The sequence below is a fragment of the Ectothiorhodospira shaposhnikovii genome (assembly GCF_022227765.1).
Lineage (GTDB): Bacteria > Pseudomonadota > Gammaproteobacteria > Ectothiorhodospirales > Ectothiorhodospiraceae > Ectothiorhodospira.
Genome location: NZ_JAJMLZ010000009.1, coordinates 159,101 through 175,658, shown reverse-complemented (window position 1 = coordinate 175,658; position 16,558 = coordinate 159,101). Strand labels below are relative to the sequence as shown.

13 protein-coding genes and 1 riboswitch are annotated in these 16,558 nt (G+C 65.2%); of the genes, 3 read left to right on the top strand and 10 right to left on the bottom strand.

Going from position 1 to position 16,558, the window contains the following annotated elements:
• The 3 genes from cobN to LQD11_RS13390 form a co-directional block, all read left to right on the top strand.
• A partial coding sequence (cobN, locus tag LQD11_RS13400; RefSeq protein ID WP_238617990.1) for a cobaltochelatase subunit CobN occupies positions 1 to 3,749 on the top strand: 3,749 nt, incomplete at its 5' end.
• Entirely contained in the window at positions 3,746 to 4,825 is a 1,080-nt protein-coding gene (locus LQD11_RS13395; protein WP_238617989.1) for a magnesium chelatase ATPase subunit I, read from the top strand. The genes cobN and LQD11_RS13395, both read left to right, overlap by 4 nt.
• A gap of 23 nt (positions 4,826 to 4,848) precedes the next feature.
• Positions 4,849 to 5,475 carry a vWA domain-containing protein gene (locus LQD11_RS13390; RefSeq protein ID WP_238617988.1) on the top strand — a complete coding sequence of 209 codons (627 nt, stop codon included), beginning with the start codon at positions 4,849 to 4,851 and terminating at the stop codon, positions 5,473 to 5,475.
• On the opposite strand, the gene LQD11_RS13385 is transcribed toward LQD11_RS13390, so the two are convergent.
• The 10 genes from LQD11_RS13385 to LQD11_RS13345 all read right to left on the bottom strand — a co-directional run bounded on the left by LQD11_RS13385 (position 5,470) and on the right by LQD11_RS13345 (position 16,555).
• Positions 5,470 to 6,126 carry an energy-coupling factor ABC transporter permease gene (locus tag LQD11_RS13385; protein WP_238617987.1) on the bottom strand — a complete coding sequence of 219 codons (657 nt, stop codon included), beginning with the start codon at positions 6,124 to 6,126 and terminating at the stop codon, positions 5,470 to 5,472. The two genes, LQD11_RS13390 and LQD11_RS13385, sit on opposite strands and share 6 nt — an antisense overlap.
• A gap of 120 nt (positions 6,127 to 6,246) precedes the next feature.
• Positions 6,247 to 6,491, bottom strand: a riboswitch (cobalamin riboswitch).
• Positions 6,492 to 6,565: 74 nt separating this feature from the next.
• Positions 6,566 to 8,398: a sensor domain-containing diguanylate cyclase gene (locus tag LQD11_RS13380; RefSeq protein WP_238617986.1), complete on the bottom strand. Its 1,833-nt coding sequence runs from the start codon at positions 8,396 to 8,398 to the stop codon at positions 6,566 to 6,568.
• A 67-nt stretch (positions 8,399 to 8,465) separates the two neighbouring features.
• Positions 8,466 to 9,101, bottom strand: coding sequence for an anaerobic ribonucleoside-triphosphate reductase activating protein (locus tag LQD11_RS13375; protein ID WP_238617985.1), 636 nt, complete (start codon positions 9,099 to 9,101; stop codon positions 8,466 to 8,468).
• A complete protein-coding gene (gene nrdD / locus LQD11_RS15630) occupies positions 9,088 to 9,279 on the bottom strand; it encodes an anaerobic ribonucleoside-triphosphate reductase (protein ID WP_008932141.1) in 192 nt (63 codons plus the stop codon). The genes LQD11_RS13375 and nrdD overlap by 14 nt, the downstream gene beginning before the upstream one ends.
• A gap of 34 nt (positions 9,280 to 9,313) precedes the next feature.
• Positions 9,314 to 11,350 (bottom strand): ribonucleoside triphosphate reductase, encoded by a 2,037-nt coding sequence (locus tag LQD11_RS13370; RefSeq protein WP_276315708.1) that lies wholly within the window; start codon positions 11,348 to 11,350, stop codon positions 9,314 to 9,316.
• A 116-nt stretch (positions 11,351 to 11,466) separates the two neighbouring features.
• On the bottom strand, positions 11,467 to 12,315 hold the full coding sequence (locus LQD11_RS13365) for an HDOD domain-containing protein (RefSeq protein WP_238617984.1): 849 nt from the start codon (positions 12,313 to 12,315) through the stop codon (positions 11,467 to 11,469).
• Positions 12,316 to 12,466: 151 nt separating this feature from the next.
• Positions 12,467 to 13,777: a radical SAM protein gene (locus LQD11_RS13360; RefSeq protein WP_238617983.1), complete on the bottom strand. Its 1,311-nt coding sequence runs from the start codon at positions 13,775 to 13,777 to the stop codon at positions 12,467 to 12,469.
• A complete protein-coding gene (locus LQD11_RS13355; protein ID WP_238617982.1) occupies positions 13,774 to 14,601 on the bottom strand; it encodes a heme ABC transporter ATP-binding protein in 828 nt (275 codons plus the stop codon). The genes LQD11_RS13360 and LQD11_RS13355 overlap by 4 nt, the downstream gene beginning before the upstream one ends.
• Entirely contained in the window at positions 14,598 to 15,677 is a 1,080-nt protein-coding gene (locus tag LQD11_RS13350; RefSeq protein ID WP_238617981.1) for a FecCD family ABC transporter permease, read from the bottom strand. The genes LQD11_RS13355 and LQD11_RS13350 overlap by 4 nt, the downstream gene beginning before the upstream one ends.
• Positions 15,674 to 16,555, bottom strand: a complete 882-nt coding sequence (locus tag LQD11_RS13345; RefSeq protein ID WP_238617980.1) for a heme/hemin ABC transporter substrate-binding protein — start codon at positions 16,553 to 16,555, stop codon at positions 15,674 to 15,676. The genes LQD11_RS13350 and LQD11_RS13345 overlap by 4 nt, the downstream gene beginning before the upstream one ends.
• Positions 16,556 to 16,558 lie beyond the last annotated feature (3 nt).

Genomic DNA, 16,558 nt, shown 5'->3' with positions numbered 1-16,558 from the left:
ATACGGTCACCATCCGGCTGGATCAGTCCCCGGCGGAGATCGTCATCCTCAGCGCGGCGGATACCACCCTGGCCCTGCTGGCCGCCCATTATCCCGGCAATCCCCAGGCACCGGGGGGCGGCCTGATTGGTTATCCGACCTTGCGTCTGGCCAATCTGCTGCACCTGCGCCAGCCGGCTTCCGTGGATCTCTACATGGAAAGTGTGCTGGAACGGGCGCGCCTGATCATCATTGATCACCTGGGTGGGGAGTCCTACTGGCCCTACGGCACCGAGCAGGTGCAGGCCCTGTGCCGCCGACGCGGCATCGCCCTGGCCATGTTCTCCGGCGATCATGTGGAGGATCCCCGCCTGCTGGCGGGCAGTACGGTGGCCCCGGAGATCTGTCGGACCCTGTGGCGCTATCTGCGGGAAGGGGGCGGGGCCAATATCCGGGCCTTTTACCGCTACCTGGGCGCCACCTTCTTTCAGTTGCCCCTGTCGGTGCCGCCGCCCCGGCCTCTGCCCGCCATCGGGATCTTCCACCCGGAACTGGATGTGGGCACGGTGGCGGCCTGGGAGGCCCGCTGGATTCCCGGCGCCCCCCGGGTGGCCCTGCTGTTTTATCGCGCCCATTTGCAGGCGGGCAATATCCAGGTGTTCGACGCCCTGTGCGGGAGTCTGCTGGAGTGTGGTCTCAATCCCCTGCCTCTGGCCCTGATTTCCCTCAAGGACCCCCTGTGCCTGGACACCGTGCGCCGACTGTGCCGGGAGCAGGCCGTGAGCCTGGTGCTCAACAGCACCGCCTTTGCCCGGGGCGGGGTGGAATCGGTCGCGGATACGCCGTTGCTGGACGATGTCCCGGTGGTGCAGATACTGCTGTCCGGCGGCAATGAGGCGGCCTGGGAGTCTGATCCTCACGGGCTGCAGCCCCGGGATATCGCTATGCAGGTGGCATTGCCGGAGATGGACGGCCATATCATTTCCCGGGCGGTCAGTTTCAAGGGACTTCAGCATCGTTGCCCCCATACCCAGAGCGATGTGGTTCACTATCAGCCCCAGCCCGAGCGCATCCGCTTTGTGGCCGAGCTGGCCCGACGCTGGTGCCGCCTGCGGACCCTGGACAATGGCGACAAGCGGCTGGCGCTCATCCTGGCCAACTATCCCACCCGGGAAGGGCGTCTGGGCAACGGCGTGGGACTGGATACGCCCCAGTCCGTCATCGTCATTCTGGAACGGCTGCGGCAGGAGGGTTACCGCCTCGGACCCATCCCTGACAACGGCGATGCCCTGATGGCGCTGCTGCGCCGGGGCATCACCAACGACCCGGACCGCTGGCCCGTGCGCACCGCCTGGCAAAGCCTGTCCATGCCGGATTACGAGGCCTTCTTCCAGGATCTTCCCGAGGTCTGCCGGTCGGCGGTCCTGTCCCGCTGGGGGACACCGGATCAGGACCCCATGGTGCGCCGGGGGCGGTTCATGATCGCCGGGCTGCGCTGTGGCCACGTCTTCATCGGCATTCAGCCTCCCAGGGGATATCACCTGGACATGATGGCCAACTACCATGATCCGGATCTGGTGCCACCTCACTATTACCTGGCCTTTCATGCCTGGCTGCGCCGACGTTTCGACTGCGATGCCGTGGTGCATGTGGGCAAACACGGCAACCTGGAGTGGTTGCCGGGCAAGAGTGTGGCCCTGAGCCGGACCTGCTGGCCGGACCTGATCCTGGGGCCCATGCCCCATCTCTATCCCTTCATCGTCAACGACCCGGGGGAAGGCACCCAGGCCAAGCGCCGCGCCCAGGCGGTGATCATTGATCATCTGATGCCGCCCCTGACACGGGCGGAAAACTACGGCCCCACCCGGGATCTGGAGCGGCTGGTGGACGAGTATTACGAGGCGCTGATGCTGGACCGGCAACGGGCCGGCGTGCTGCGGCGGCGGATTCTGGAGATGATCCTGGCTCAGAACCTGCACCAGGATCTGGGGCTGGAGGCGCCCCGCTGCGAAACGGACGAACAGCGCCTGCTGAACCGTACCGATGCCTATCTGTGTGAACTCAAGGAAAGCCAGATCCGGGATGGCCTGCACGTGTTTGGTCGCTCCCCGATGGGACGCCAGGCGGTGGATACGCTGCTGGCCCTGGCCCGCTACCCCTCCGGTGATGGCAGGGGGGGCAACGACAGCCTGATCCGGGCCTTGTCCCGGGATCTTTTGGGGGAGGGTTTCGATCCTCTGGACGCCCCCTGGGAGGCGCCCTGGCAGGGCCTTCGTCCGCCGTTACTGGCCGGAATCAGTGATACCCCCTGGCGGCATCAGGGGGATACCCGGGAACGCCTGGAGTGCCTGGCCCTGCGGATCCTGAGCCAGGGGCTACCCGTGGACGAAGGTGGTTGGTCTGCCACCCGCCAGGTACTGGAACGCATCCATCAGCGTCTGCGGCCGGCCCTGGAGGCCTGCGGTCCCCAGGAGTTGTTGCAGCTCACCCGGGGATTGGCGGGGCGTTTCGTGCCTCCGGGGCCCAGTGGCGCCCCCAGTCGGGGGCGCCCCGACGTCCTGCCCACCGGACGCAACTTCTATTCCGTGGACGTTCGCGCCGTGCCCACCCCCACCAGCTGGATGCTGGGCCTGAAATCCGCCAATCTGCTGGTGGAGCGTTATCTGCAGGAGGAGGGAGACTATCCCCGGGCCGTCGGTCTGTCGGTCTGGGGCACGGCCACCATGCGCACCGGCGGCGATGACATCGCCCAGGCCATGGCCCTGATCGGCGTGCGCCCCCGCTGGGCGGCGGGCAGTCACCGGGTGACGGATTTCGAGATCCTGCCCATGTCCGCCCTGGACCGCCCCCGCATCGACGTGACCCTACGCATCTCCGGGTTCTTTCGCGATGCCTTCACCAATGTCATCCGCCTGTTCGATGCCGCGGTACAGGCGGTGGCCGGGCTGGACGAACCGGAGGCCGTCAATCCCATCCGCGCCCGTATCCTGCGGGAGACCCGGGCGGGTGTGGCGCGGGGGCTGGACCCGGATACGGCTCGCCGACGGGCGGGACTGCGCATCTTCGGCGCCCGGCCCGGTGCTTACGGTGCCGGGCTGCAAGGACTGATGGAGAGCCGGCAATGGCGGGACGATGGGGATCTGAGCGAGGCCTACGTGAACTGGGGGAGCTATGCTTACGGCACCCGGGACCAGGGGGCCGCCCTGCCCGATGTCTTCCGGCAACGACTGACAGGGATCGATCTGGTGGTGCAGAACCAGGACAATCGGGAACACGATCTGCTGGATTCCGATGACTATTACCAGTTCCAGGGTGGCATGAGTGCGGCCGTGCGCCATCTGAGCGGACGTCAGCCCGCGCTCTTTTTCGGGGATCACAGCAATCCCCAGGCGCCCAGGGTTCAGTCCCTGGCCCAGGAGATCAGCCGGGTGATCCGGGCCCGGGTCACCAATCCCAAATGGATCCAGGCGATGCAGCGCCATGGCTACAAGGGGGCGGCGGAGATGGCCGCCACCGTGGATTACCTGTTTGCCTATGACGCCACCGCCCGGGTGGTGCGGGATGATCAGTATGCCCGGGTGACGGATGCCTTGATCAACGACCCTCATAACCGGGCCTTTCTGGAACGGCACAACCCGGATGCCCTGCACGAGATGTGCGAGCGTCTGCTGGAGGCCATGCAGCGTGGCCTGTGGCAGGCGCCGGGGAATTATCGTGAGCAGCTGGAAACCCGGTTGCTGGAGAGCGAGGCCCGTTGGGAGGGGGCATGAGCGTGCAGATCCCGACACCCCAATACCCGTTCACAGCCCTGGTCGGGGTGCCCCGCCTGCGGATGGCCCTGTTGCTGGCGGCCATTGATCCTCTCATCGGCGGAGTGCTGATCCAGGGACCCCGGGGATCGGCCAAGACCACCAGCGCCCGTGCCCTGGCCCAGCTGCTGCCGGAGGGTTGCTTCGTCAATCTCCCCCTGGGGGCCAGTGAAGAACAGTTGCTGGGATCGCTGGACATCGAAAGCGCACTCCAGCACGGCCAGGTGAACTTCCGCCCCGGCCTGCTGGCCCGGGCCCATCAGGGGGTGCTGTATGTGGATGAGGTCAACCTGTTGCCGGACGTGCTGGTGGACCAGTTGCTGGATGTGAGTGCCGGCGGCGTCAATCGGGTGGAGCGGGACGGCATTTCCCACCAACACCCGGCCCGGTTCGTGCTGGTGGGCACCATGAACCCGGAGGAGGGCAGGCTACGCCCCCAATTGCTGGACCGCTTTGGTCTTTTCGTCACCCTGGACGGGGGGATCGATCCCCCCACTCGGGAGGCCATCGTGCGCGCGCGGCTGGCCTTCGAGATGGACCCGCATGGCTTTGTCCTGCGCCATGATCAGGCACAACGGGCATTGCTGGAGCGGCTCTGCCGGGCTCGCAACCGACTTGAAAGCCTGGTGTTCGAGGATGATTTGCACCGGCAGGTCAGCCGGTTGTGTTTCGAGGCAGGGGTGGAAGGGGTGAGAGCGGATCTGGTCATGCTGCGTGCCGCCCGTGCCCACGCCGCCCTGGCGGCACGATCCCGGATAGAGGAACAGGACGTGCAGGCGGTGCAGGCCCTGGTGCTGGATCATCGGCGTCCGCCGGCCGGCTCCGAGTCGGTGGAGGTTCCGCCTCAAGGCTCGCATGCCGCCGAGCAGAGGCGTCCGCCTCCTGCCGGGGCGACGATGGAATCGGAGTCCACGGAAACATCCCGTGGCCAGGATCCGGAACCGGATCATGATGATGAATGGGGCGTACTGCCGCCGGAGCCGGTGGCCTACCGGCCGTGGGATGTTGCGAGGCCCTTGCCGGTAAAAAAGCCCTGACGCACCGTCGGGCACCCGGACAGGTGCCCGACGGGCGCGGTGACAACCCCGGTCGGCAGCGTGAGTTCTCGCGCCTTGGGCCGGGGGTCATCCACTGGCACCGCAGCCTGATCCACAAGGGGCATGGCCCCCTGACCCGGGACGCTCTGGTTTATCGTCGCCGCCGGGGGCATGGTGACATGCTCTATTGTCTGGTGTTGGACTGTTCCGGTTCCATGCTGCGTCGGGACAAGCTGGCCCTGGCCAAGGGACTGCTGTCCACCTGGGTACAACAGATCTATGTTCTGCGGGGGGAACTGGCGGTGATCGGGTTTTCCGGCAGTGGGGCCCGGGTGTTGCAGCCCCCGGCCCGAGCCGCCGTCTTCAACGAGGACTGGATCGCGCCCATCGGTGGTGGCGGAGGGACGCCGATGGCCTCCGGCGTGGCGCTGGCGGACGCCCTGCTGTTGCAGGTACGCCGCCGGAACCCCGACAAGCGCATCGGTTTATGGTTGCTGACCGATGGCCGTACCCACCGGATTCCCCCCAGGCCAGCGCATGCCGATGTCTGCCAGGTGGTGGACTTCGAGACTGAAGCCGTCTCCCTGGGACGGGCGGCGAGGATCGCCCAGGCCTGGGGGTGTGCCCATGGGCACGTGAATGCCCTATGAGGACTGCCGCGCAGAGGCGATACGCAGATTATCCACGGCAAACAGACGACCCAGCCGCTTGCCTTCGTGGGCTTTCAGCAAGCGCACTGCGGCGTAGGTGACCAGGGGTTCGATGAGCACGATGAGCGCATAAGAACTGGCCCACAGCGCCCAGGCGCTGATCCCTGTCCCTGTTCCCACCAGCCAGAAACCCACCATCAGGGCCACGCCGCTGTAGTACATCGCATCCAGACGCAAAATCCGTCCCCAGGTCAGGGTTTCGCCCTGTTCCCGGTAGCGTCGCCCGATGGTGTAGTGGACCAGCAGCAGCGGCAGGATCAGGGAGAGGCTGTTGACTGCCCAATGCGCCAGGTCGGCAGGTTCGAAGATGAGGGCCTGCAGGAGCAATCCTAGAGCAAAGCCGAACAGTGCGGGCAGAAAGCCCAGGGTGAAGTAGATGGCCATGGCCCCGACGAAGTGAAGCTCCGATGGCCCGACGTGAAAGTGGATAGCCTCCATGAAGACCGAGAAGAAAAGCGCGGCCAGGAGAATACGCGGCCAGTCCTGTGGGCGGCGTATGAGGTGGCGTAGGTAATAGGCAAGTACGACCGCGGCGGTGGCCCCGGCAAGGATGAGTTTGGGTTGGGCAATCAAGCCTGTTTCGATATGCATGGCAGACCTCGGTCTATCGGGTTCCAGAAACCATGCGGGGGGCAGGATCAAGGCGGCAGGCAACTCGGCAAGCGCAGCGGCATGCCAGGCGTGTACGCCGCCGTTCACGGTTCCCCGCCGTGTGGCGCGTTGCTTGAGGCCGGTCTCCGGGCTTACGAGAGGAAGCTATGCTTCCGGTGAGGCGCCTTCCCATGCCGGACGCAGTATTACGCCTTCGGCACAGTGACGTGATGCCACACTTTGACTCGCCTACCGTTGCGGGGACAGCGCCGGCCTTGGCCGGTGTGTGAAATATATTCACGTCACCCGCCGCACCGGCTTCCCGATCACGACACTCGACGCCGACCATAGGCCGGACGCACAGGCACCGCGATCCCGACGGCACGTGCCGCCGGGTCACCTGAAGCAGCCGAAACCTTACGAACCTTGGGGAAGCAAGTCAATGTGCGACGTGTGTGTTCTCTACCGAAACAACCCGGTTGCGGCCGGACGCCTTGGCGCGATAGAGCGCCAGATCCGCCGCTTCGATCAGTTGTCCGGGTGAGCGTGTGTCCCCCATATTCAGCGTCGCCACGCCGATGCTGACCGTGATCACCCCCAACGGGGAGCTTTCGTGGGGCAACGCCCTTTGTTCCAGCATGCCGCGAATCTCTTCCGCCAATCCAAGGGCCCTTGCATGATCAAGACCGCTGCAGACAACGGCAAACTCCTCACCGCCGTAGCGGGCCGCCAGATCGGTGGCCCGCTGGGTATGTTGCCGTAGCACGTCGGCCAGCACCTGCATGCAGTGGTCTCCCGCCGGGTGTCCATGCTGATCGTTGTAGGCCTTGAACCAGTCGATATCCAGCATCAGCAGACTCAACGGCTGGGCAAAACGGCGGGTTCTCCCCCATTCCCTTGCCAGCACCTCATCAAGGCTGCGTCGGTTGGCCAGGCCGGTGAGCGCGTCGGTGCGGGACAATCGGGACAATTCCTGGTTGGCCTGCTCCAGCTCCCGCGTGCGCGTGGCAACCAGCCGCTCCAGATCCTGGGTCTGTCGTTCCATGTGATGTGCCATCTGTCCCAATGCCTGGGATAACCGGCTGACTTCCTGGACCGGAGTGCGGATGTCGGGCCGGTAGGTCCAATCCCCCCGTCCGAGTCGGCTTGCCCAGCGACTCAAGGCCACCAGAGGACGGGTGACCCAGATGCTGATGAGGGTGATCAGGATCATTCCCAGCAACAGTATCCCGGCCGCCACCAGCAGCAATTGCCGTAGTAGATCCAGCATCGGTGCCATGAACTGGCTCTGGGGGATCGCCTGCACGATCCTGAGTGTCGGGCCGTCCCGGAGTGAGTAAGACACCCAGTCCACCAGATAGCGTTCGTTGCCGATCTGGTGCAGTATCCGGCCCTGTTCAGGGTCGGCTTGTCGTTCCAACAGTTCGCCCAGTTCCCTGAGCAGAGGAGAATCACTTTCCCATAGACTGATCCTGCGGGTTTCGTCACGGCTCAGGAAATAGACCGGGTCCGGGGTCGAGTTTGCCAGTAGCTTTCCGTCCGGTTCGGTGATGAAGGCCACACCCCCGGAGCGCTCCATCACTTCGGCCAACCAACGGCTGAGCTGGACGATGGATACATCGGCGGTGATCACGCCCACGAACTGGTCATCGGCCCCATAGAGGGGGGCAGACATGCCCAGTCCCATGGCGCTGTAGTCATCCGCGGGGTCATTGATGGCATAACGGTAGACCGGGTACCAGCTCATGCGCCCCATCATCTGGGCAGTCACGAACCAGGGGCGGAGTCGGGCATCGTAGTTATCATTGCCGGCATCGATCAGTTGTCCCGGACGATTGCGTTCATCCACGCGGTAGAGGGACATGACACGGTGGTTGGCGATGCTGGCCTGCAAGATCCGCAGACTGCGATCCTCGCCCAGCGGAGGGCGGCTGGCAGCAAAATACTCCCCTTCGGGCGTGCCCGCGGAGAGAAAGGTGAGCAGGGGTTGCTGCTCCAGTTGCAGCAGGAAATTGCGGACCAGGGCTTCAGGATCTCGTGGATCAATCACGCCCTGCCGAACCTGGGCGACATTGAGGCTCACCACCTGCCGGGGAACATCGAAGAACTGGCGTACCTTGTCGTTGACCTGACTGCTCACTTCTTCCGCCAGGCGGGTCTGCAGGCGCAGGGACATCGCTTCCGCGGCCTGATAGGTAAGCCACCACTGGATGGCCACCAGCAGCAACAGGCCCGAACCCAGCAGCAGGATGATGTAGCGTTTAAGCGTCATGATGCGGTGGGGTCCTGGTTTGGAGTATCCCACTCGCAAGGTTACCACGTTCGAGACCGATTCCAGTTCATGCCCAAACGATGGACGTGGTCCTGGCGGTCTGCAGCTGGTGCCTTCGGACCCCGGCCCGGGCCAGGCGGGATTGCAGGGCGGGCAGTTGTGCTTCCAGTTCAGGCACCACGGTGGTGCGCACCTCCAAGGCCACGTCGGTGGCCAGCACCCGGTACAGGCTGTCCCAGGCGGCCTCGCCGGAACCCGGCACACCCGTGATCGCTGGATAGTCTTCGGGCAGGGCCTTGATGTCCAGGCCCACCCAATCGGTGAAGGGCAGAACCCGGGCCAGACGCTCGGGATAGACGCCGGCGGTGTGCAACCCCACCTTGAAACCCATTTTTCGCACCTGGACCATGGCCCGTGCCAGCCCGCCCTGCAGGGTGGGCTCGCCGCCGCTGAACACCACGGCATCCAGCAGCCCGCGGCGCCGGGACAGAAACGCCGTCACCTGGTCCCAGCCTATCGGCGCATCCGTCCGTGGCGGCTGTAGCCGGGTGTTATGGCAATACCCACAGCGCCAGGGGCAGCCCTGGCAGAAGATCACGGCCGCCAGCTCACCGGGATAGTCGATGGTGGTGAGGGGAGTCATTCCCCCCACCCGCAGCGATTCAGCCGCCGTGGCCGGCACGGTACATTCAGCGGTTTGCATGGCCCGTGACGCCGGGTTCCTCGAAGTAGCGGCGCTGCGCGTGTTCCGACTGCTTGCCCTTGTTGAAGGCGGACACCGGGCGGTGATACCCCATGACCCGGGTCCAGACCTCGCAGGGAGTGCGTTCCTCGTCGCTCAGGGTGATGTCGGCGGAGATTGGGGGATTCGTTTTCATCATTTTTGCGATTTCCTTGAAAAGGGTGGGGTACGACTCAGGCCACCGCGGCGGCCTGGGCCTGTTTGCGGGCGATGATCTCCTGGTCGCAGTGGGGGCAGAAGGCATGCTCGCCGGCGATGTAACCGTGCTTGGGGCAGATGGAGAAGATCGGCGTGACCGTGATGTAGGGCTGGCGGAAGTTTTCCAGGGCCCGGCGCACCAGGCGCTTGCAGGCCTCCGGGGAGGAGATCTGCTCGCCCATGTACAGATGCAGCACGGTGCCGCCGGTGTAGCGGGTCTGCAGTGCTTCCTGGCGGGACAGGGCCTCGAAGGGATCAGCGGTGAAGCCCACCGGCAGCTGGGAGCTGTTGGTGTAGTAGGGGGCATCCGGGGTGCCGGACTGGATGATGCCCGGATAGCGCTTTTGATCCTCCCGGGCAAAGCGGTAGGTGGTGCCCTCGGCGGGCGTCGCCTCCAGGTTGTACATGTTGCCGGTCTCCTCCTGGAATTCCAGCATCCGGGCGCGGACATGGTCCAGCAGACGCAGGGCCATGGCATGGCCGGCGTCGGTGGTGATGTCCTGGGCATCGTCGGTGAAGTTGCGGATCATCTCGTTGATGCCGTTCACGCCGATGGTGGAAAAGTGGTTGCGCAATGTCCCCAGGTAGCGCCGGGTGTAGGGGAACAGTCCGTCCTCCATGTGTCGGGCGATGACCTTGCGCTTGATCTCCAGGCTGTTGCGGGCCAGTTCCAGCAGCCGGTCCAGTTGGGCCAGCAGACCGGCTTCGTCGCCCCGATGGGTGAAGCCCAGGCGGGCGCAGTTGATGGTGACCACGCCCAGGGAGCCGGTCTGTTCCGCCGAGCCGAACAGGCCGTTGCCCCGCTTGAGCAGTTCCCGCAGGTCCAGCTGTAGCCGGCAGCACATGGAGCGCACCATGTTGGGCGACAGCTCCGAATTGAGGAAATTCTGGAAATAGGGCAGGCCGTACTTGGCGGTCATGGCGAACAGCCGTTCCGTGTTGTCGCTTTCCCAGGGAAAATCCGGGGTGATGTTGTAGGTGGGAATGGGGAAGGTGAAGATCCGGCCCCGGGCGTCTCCTTCGGTCATCACTTCGATGTAGGCCCGGTTGATCATGTCCATCTCCGCCTGCAGGTCGCCGTAGCAGAAATCCTGCTCCCGGCCGCCGATGACGGGCACCTGCTCCCGCAGGTCTTCCGGGCAGACCCAATCGAAGGTCAGATTGGTGAAGGGCGTCTGGCAGCCCCAGCGGGACGGGACGTTGAGGTTGTAGATCAGTTCCTGCATGTACTGCTTGACCTGGGCGTAGTCGAGCCGGTCCACCCGGACAAACGGGGCCATGTAGGTGTCGAAGCTGGAAAAGGCCTGGGCGCCGGCCCATTCGTTCTGCAGGGTGCCCAGGAAATTGACGATCTGGCCCACGGCGGAGGAGAAGTGGCGGGGCGGGGCGGCTTCCACCTTGCCCGGCACGCCGTTGAAGCCTTCCACCAGCAGGGTGCGCAGGGACCAGCCGGCGCAGTAGCCGGCCAGCATGTCCAGGTCATGGATGTGGTAGTCACCGTCCCGATGGGCCTGGCCGATCTCCGGCGGATAGACGTGGTTGAGCCAGTAATTGGCGATCATCTTGCCGGAGGTGTTGAGGATCAGGCCGCCCAGGGAGTAGCCCTGATTGGCGTTGGCGGCCACCCGCCAGTCGGAACGGTCCAGGTATTCGCTGATGGAGGCATCCACATCCACCAGGGTCCGGCGGTCGGCCCGCAGGGCCTTGTGCTGTTCCCGGTAGACGATGTAGGCTCGGGCAGTGCGCAGGTGGTTGGCACTGATCAGGGTCTGCTCCACCACATCCTGGATGTTTTCGATGTCCGGGCACTGACCCTGGGCAAAGCGATGGGCCAGCACCTTCACCACTTGGGCGGTGAGCAGGGTGGCCTCATGGTCTCCGAATTCTCCGGTGGCCTGACCGGCCCGGCGGATGGCGGACTCGATGCGGGCGGCATCAAAGGGCAGACGACGGCCGTCGCGCTTGATGACTTGGGCGGGCAGGGCGGGCATTCGGGAAGGCAGGGGTTCCATGAAGACGGGATCCTTTGATGGGGCGATATATGGTGCCGCGGATTATAACAGGCACAATATTTTGTGGAAGCCCTGGGTCCCACCCCTCCGGCAAGGCCGGTCGGCGCCGCGATGGATCAGCAGATGCCGTGCCGCAGGATCAGCTCTTCGGAAAGGTCCGCCTGCAGGACATCATGGTCGTACTCGGTCAGACCCAGATGATCCAGTACACGGATGCTGACGGCCGGCCATTCACAGTCATCGCTGCCCTGCTTCACCTGGCTCAGGATATTGGCGGCCAGTTTGCTGATGGCATAGAGGTCCTTCTGGGAGCGGCCGACTTGCCGGTCGTCCAGAAATGACGGATCGTGATGCCTGAGGATCAGCTGGGTCATGGTCTGAGGAAGGTTCCATGAGCTGGCCACGTAGTAGCCGATCACCGCGTGGTTGGTCGGGTAGTGATCTTCTTCCACCTCCGTGAAAACCCGGTCAGGATTCTGATTGGCCGCCATGAGTACGGACCGATAATCAGGATACTTGATGGCCATGATGGGGATACCGCAGTCACGAAACAGACCAAAGCTGTAGGCATCATCGGCGGGACAGGTTCGATGCAGATTGAGATGGTTTCTCAGCAGCAGCATGGTTTGCGCGGTCTGGGTGGCTGTGTCCCAGAACTTTTCCAGGGATATGCAGGCTCTGCCGGTGATGGATTGACGCAGCTTCTGGGATGCGACCAGCTGGGTGATGGAATGGATACCCAGCAGGGCCACCGCGTTATGAATGTCGGTAATCTGTCTGCTTCGGCCGAACAGGGGGGAGTTCACCATTTTCAGTACGCCGGCCGACAGCCCTACGTCCCTGGCAATGAGATCCGCAAACTGGTTGAGGGCCACGTCGGGAAGACTTCGTAGCCGTTGGATTTCCGTCAGAATGTCGGGGCGTGCCGGTATTTCGAAGTCTTTGACGGCTTTTCCTTGGTCCATACAGCGGTCCCACGATCCATTTGCTGGTGATGAATCGGCAATGATGGATCTGGAGATCCACGGAAATCAATGACCATTCTCGGGGATGATGGACCCGGAAGTACCAGCCGGGGTGGTCGGCCCGCAGCGTTTTGCAGGCCCGAGCCGGTGCTCAAAGTTGTTCCATCACGCAGCCGGCCAGTTCCGCCGCCAGGTTGTTGCCCCAGAAAATACCCTTCGGCGTCAGGGAGTAACGACCGTCCCCGAGGGGGGTGAGGAGCGCTTGATCCACCCGTTGCTCGCAGCGCGCCAGCAGGTCCGCATGTGCCGCTTCCGGCACCGTGTCCGGCGTCACATGGCCGAACTGGATGGTGCCGATGAATCGATACAGGGCATCATAGGGCGGACGGGTGGTCATGCCCTCGCGATCGGTGACCCTCTCCAAACTCTGGGCATAAGCCTCCAGGGACAAGGGGTTCATGAGCATCATGCCGGCCAGTCGCCCGCCGGCGCCGGCCCCCAGCGGCAGGGTGTCGCCGCCCTGGTAGCGCAATGCCACATACCGGTAACGATCCCTGCCGGGCCTGACCATCTTGGTCAGTTCCAGACTCTCGAATCCCTGCCGTTGACCGGCTGCCAGAATCCGTGAAAACAGTTGCCATTCCCGGGCCAGGGTCTGCGGAGTCTGGGTGGCATGGGCCATGTGTTCATGGGCCAGGCGGCTCTTTTCCCGGATCATCAGGGAATACAGGGAAAAACCCGCCAGATCCAACTCGGCGATGGCGGCAAGGTCGTGGGCCAGTTCCCCGTCGCTCTGCATGGGGTAGTGGTAGATCAGGTCCATGCCCAGGTTGTCCAGCCCCAGGGCGCGGAAACGCCGGATGTGCGCCTTGACCCATTCCCCGTCACCCAACCGACCCAGCAGGCGCCGGCCACGGTCATGGAAGGTCTGCACGCCCAGACTGAGACGGTTGATGCCTTCCGCCATGACCGCCCTCAGCTTGTCTTCATCCAGGTCGGAGAGGCTGCTTTCCAGGGTGATTTCCACGTCATCCGTCAGTTGAAAATGTGTCCTGAGTGCCTGCAGGATCCGCTGCAGGTCGGGCGTGGACAGGGTGCTGGGGGTGCCGCCACCGAAATACACGGCGCCATAGATGCCGTCCCGGACATAGGGGATCCTGGTGACGGCTTCCATTTCCCGGATCAGCAGATCGGCATAGCGGGACTCGGGGCTGCCCTTCATCCGGCGCATGTTGCAGAAATGGCAGATCCGGCGACAGAACGGGATGTGCAGGTAAATGGCCCTGGGGCGCGAGTCCGCCGTCCGGTTCAGCAGGTGTTCACCCAGGGTCGCGGTGCCCTCGCACAGGGGCTGCAGCGGCATGATGGCGTCATGATGGCTGCGCTTGCGCCGGGGGTAGGGCAGATCCTCGCTGAAGGCAGGCATGGACAGACCGGGCATGTCGGTGGCGATGGTGGTCATGCGGCATGCTCCCGGTGAGCGGTGGCGCAACCCAGGCCGTAGCGCATGCGGACCCAGGGGCATCCCGTGAGACTGTCCCTTTCCACCAGGCATTCCACGCCCCATGCGTGGGTGATGGTTTCGGCGCGCATGACCTGTGCCGGCGTGCCGCTGGCCACCACCTTGCCGTCCTTGAGCACGGTGATATGGTCCGCGTAGGCGGCGGCCAGATTCAGGTCGTGCAGCACCACCAGGATGGTTCGACCCCGGGCGGCGTCCACCCGCAGCAGTTCCATGAGCCGCAGCTGATGCCTGACGTCCAGGGCCGAAGTGGGTTCGTCCAGCAACAGCAGGCCCGGTTGGTCCGGTCCCGTGTCGTGGACCTGGGCCAGTACCCGGGCCATCTGCACCCGTTGGCGTTCCCCGCCGGAAAGACTGCGGTATTCCCGGCCCGATAGGTGCCATACGCCGGCCCGGTCCAGGGCCTCGCGGACGATTCTGGCGTCCCGTTCCGGGGTGCGATGGGGCAGCCGCCCCATCTCCGCCACTTCCCAGGCGGTGAGCGGGAACGTGACCACGGTTTCCTGGGGCAGTACCGCCCGGCAGCGGGCCAAGGCATGGGGACACCATTGGTCCAGTGTCTGTCCACACCAGGTGACCTCGCCGCTGCTGGGCCGCAGATCACCGGCCATCACCGACAGCAAGGTGCTCTTGCCGGCACCGTTGGGACCCACCAGCACATGCACGCTGCCTGGGTGGGCCTCCAGGTTGGCCTGATCCAGCAGGTACCGTCCCCCCCGTTCCACCACCAGATTGGACACTTTTGCCAGGGCCTGTGTGTTCATCCGAGCCTCCCTTTTTGCCGCAGCAGCAGCCAGAGGAAAAATGGTCCCCCCAGCAGGGATGTGAGCAGCCCGATGGGCAGCTCCGCGGGGGCGACGATGATGCGGGCGAGGGCATCGGCCAGCAGGAGCAGCAGGGCGCCCCCCAGGGCCGAGGCCGGCAGCAGATAACGGTGGTCCGGGCCGATGGTCAGGCGCAGCAGATGGGGCACCACCAGCCCGACGAAACCGATGATGCCGGCAATGGCCACGGAGGCACCCACCGCCAAGGCGGCCGTGACCACCACCAGGGTCTTGATCCGGTGCACGGGAAAGCCCAGATGGGTGGCCACGGACTCCCCCAGCATGAGGCCGTTGAGGGCGCGGGCCACCAGGGGCATGCAGGCCAGGGCCAGCAGGACCAGTCCCGCGCTGACGGCCCACAGGGTCCAGCCGGCGTGAGCCAGCGAACCCATGTTCCAGAAGGTGAGGGTACGCAGTTGCTGGTCGTCGGCCATGTACACCAGCATGCCGGTGGCGGCGCCGGCAATGGCATTGATGGCGATACCGCCCAGCAGCAGGGTGGCCACCGAGGTATGCCCGCCGTGACTGGCCAGCCGGTAGACCAGCCAGGTGGTCCCCAGACCACCGGCAAACGCCGCCAGCGGCAGGGTGAACACGCCCAGGGCCATGACCAGCGGGGCCAGCACGGTGGTGCCCAGCACGATCACGCTGACCGCCCCCAGGGCCGCGCCGGCGGATACGCCGATCAGGCCCGGGTCGGCCAGCGGGTTCCTGAACAGGCCCTGCAGGGCCACCCCGCTCACGGCCAAGGCGGCACCCACGGTGATGGCCACCAGCACCCGGGGCAGGCGCAGGTTGAGAATGACTTCCCGCAGGAACGGGTCATCCAGGTGTCCGGTCAATACCCACAGGACTTCCGCCGGACTCACCTCCACCGCCCCGGTGGTCAGTCCCAGTAGAGCGGCGGCGAGGACCGCCGGTATCAGGGCGATCACCACCCAGCGGGCACGGGCCGAGCGGGAGCCGGGCGCCGAGAGGGTCCCGGTGGCGGGGATTTGGGAAGCCACCGTGCTCATGCGTATGGGATATCGGTGAAGCGGGCGTCCCGGCGGGTGCGTGAATCACCCCCCAGGAAACGGGTGACCGTGAGCACGGCCTCGCCCAGCCTCGGGCCGAACCCCAGTAGGAACAGGGTGTCGCCCACATATTGCGGTACCCGCCCCAGCATGCCGCCGAAGTCCGCCGCCGCCGCCCCGGTGATCACCAGGGCATCGGGGCGTTTGGCCATGACGCCTTCCCGGGACACGGGCCGATAGCCGGCAAAGTCGGTGAAGACATTGCGTCCGCCGGCCAGGCGGATCAGGGCATCCGCCTTGGTGTCCCGGCCCGCGGCCACCGCATTGCCCTGGCCATGGGCCATCAGGGCCACCACGGCGGGCGGGCGGGGAAATCCCGCCTGCAGATCCCTGGCCCGGGCCAGGTCCTGGTCCACATCGTCGATGACCCGCCGGGCGGTTTCCGTGGCGTCCAGCCATTGTCCCAGGGTCCGTACCCTGGCCCTGAACCCTTCCAGGCTCGGTTCCCCGGGGACGGTCAGTATCCGTACGCCGGCCTCCCGGGCCCGGGTCAGCGTGCCTTCGGGTCCGGCGCTGCCGTCATGGATCAGGGCGTGGGGCCGCAGGGCCAGCAGGCTCTCGATGGTGAGGGTGTGCTGGTAGCCCACCCTGGGCAGGGCCTCGGCGGCCACCGGGTAGGTGCTGGTGCTGTCGGTACCCACGATCCGGTCGCCGGCCCCCAGGGCGAAGACGGTCTCCGTCAGTCCGCCACCGATGGTGATGAGGCGGTGCCCCTCACTCAGTCCGTCATCGGCACGGTGCTGCATGGCCCACAGGCCGGTAGGCAGACCGGCGAGGGCCATGACGCCCATCAGGCGCAGCAGTTCACGACGGTGCATGTC

Excerpts from the sequence above, each read along its gene's own strand:
- LQD11_RS13395 (WP_238617989.1), top strand. The coding sequence starts at position 3,746 with ATGAGCGTGCAGATCCCGACACCCCAATACCCGTTCACAGCCCTGGTC.
- LQD11_RS13385 (WP_238617987.1), bottom strand. The coding sequence starts at position 6,126 with ATGCATATCGAAACAGGCTTGATTGCCCAACCCAAACTCATCCTTGCC.
- LQD11_RS13380 (WP_238617986.1), bottom strand. The coding sequence starts at position 8,398 with ATGACGCTTAAACGCTACATCATCCTGCTGCTGGGTTCGGGCCTGTTG.
- LQD11_RS13375 (WP_238617985.1), bottom strand. The coding sequence starts at position 9,101 with ATGCAAACCGCTGAATGTACCGTGCCGGCCACGGCGGCTGAATCGCTG.
- nrdD (WP_008932141.1), bottom strand. The coding sequence starts at position 9,279 with ATGATGAAAACGAATCCCCCAATCTCCGCCGACATCACCCTGAGCGAC.
- LQD11_RS13370 (WP_276315708.1), bottom strand. The coding sequence starts at position 11,350 with ATGGAACCCCTGCCTTCCCGAATGCCCGCCCTGCCCGCCCAAGTCATC.
- LQD11_RS13365 (WP_238617984.1), bottom strand. The coding sequence starts at position 12,315 with ATGGACCAAGGAAAAGCCGTCAAAGACTTCGAAATACCGGCACGCCCC.
- LQD11_RS13360 (WP_238617983.1), bottom strand. The coding sequence starts at position 13,777 with ATGACCACCATCGCCACCGACATGCCCGGTCTGTCCATGCCTGCCTTC.
- LQD11_RS13355 (WP_238617982.1), bottom strand. The coding sequence starts at position 14,601 with ATGAACACACAGGCCCTGGCAAAAGTGTCCAATCTGGTGGTGGAACGG.
- LQD11_RS13350 (WP_238617981.1), bottom strand. The coding sequence starts at position 15,677 with ATGAGCACGGTGGCTTCCCAAATCCCCGCCACCGGGACCCTCTCGGCG.
- LQD11_RS13345 (WP_238617980.1), bottom strand. The coding sequence starts at position 16,555 with ATGCACCGTCGTGAACTGCTGCGCCTGATGGGCGTCATGGCCCTCGCC.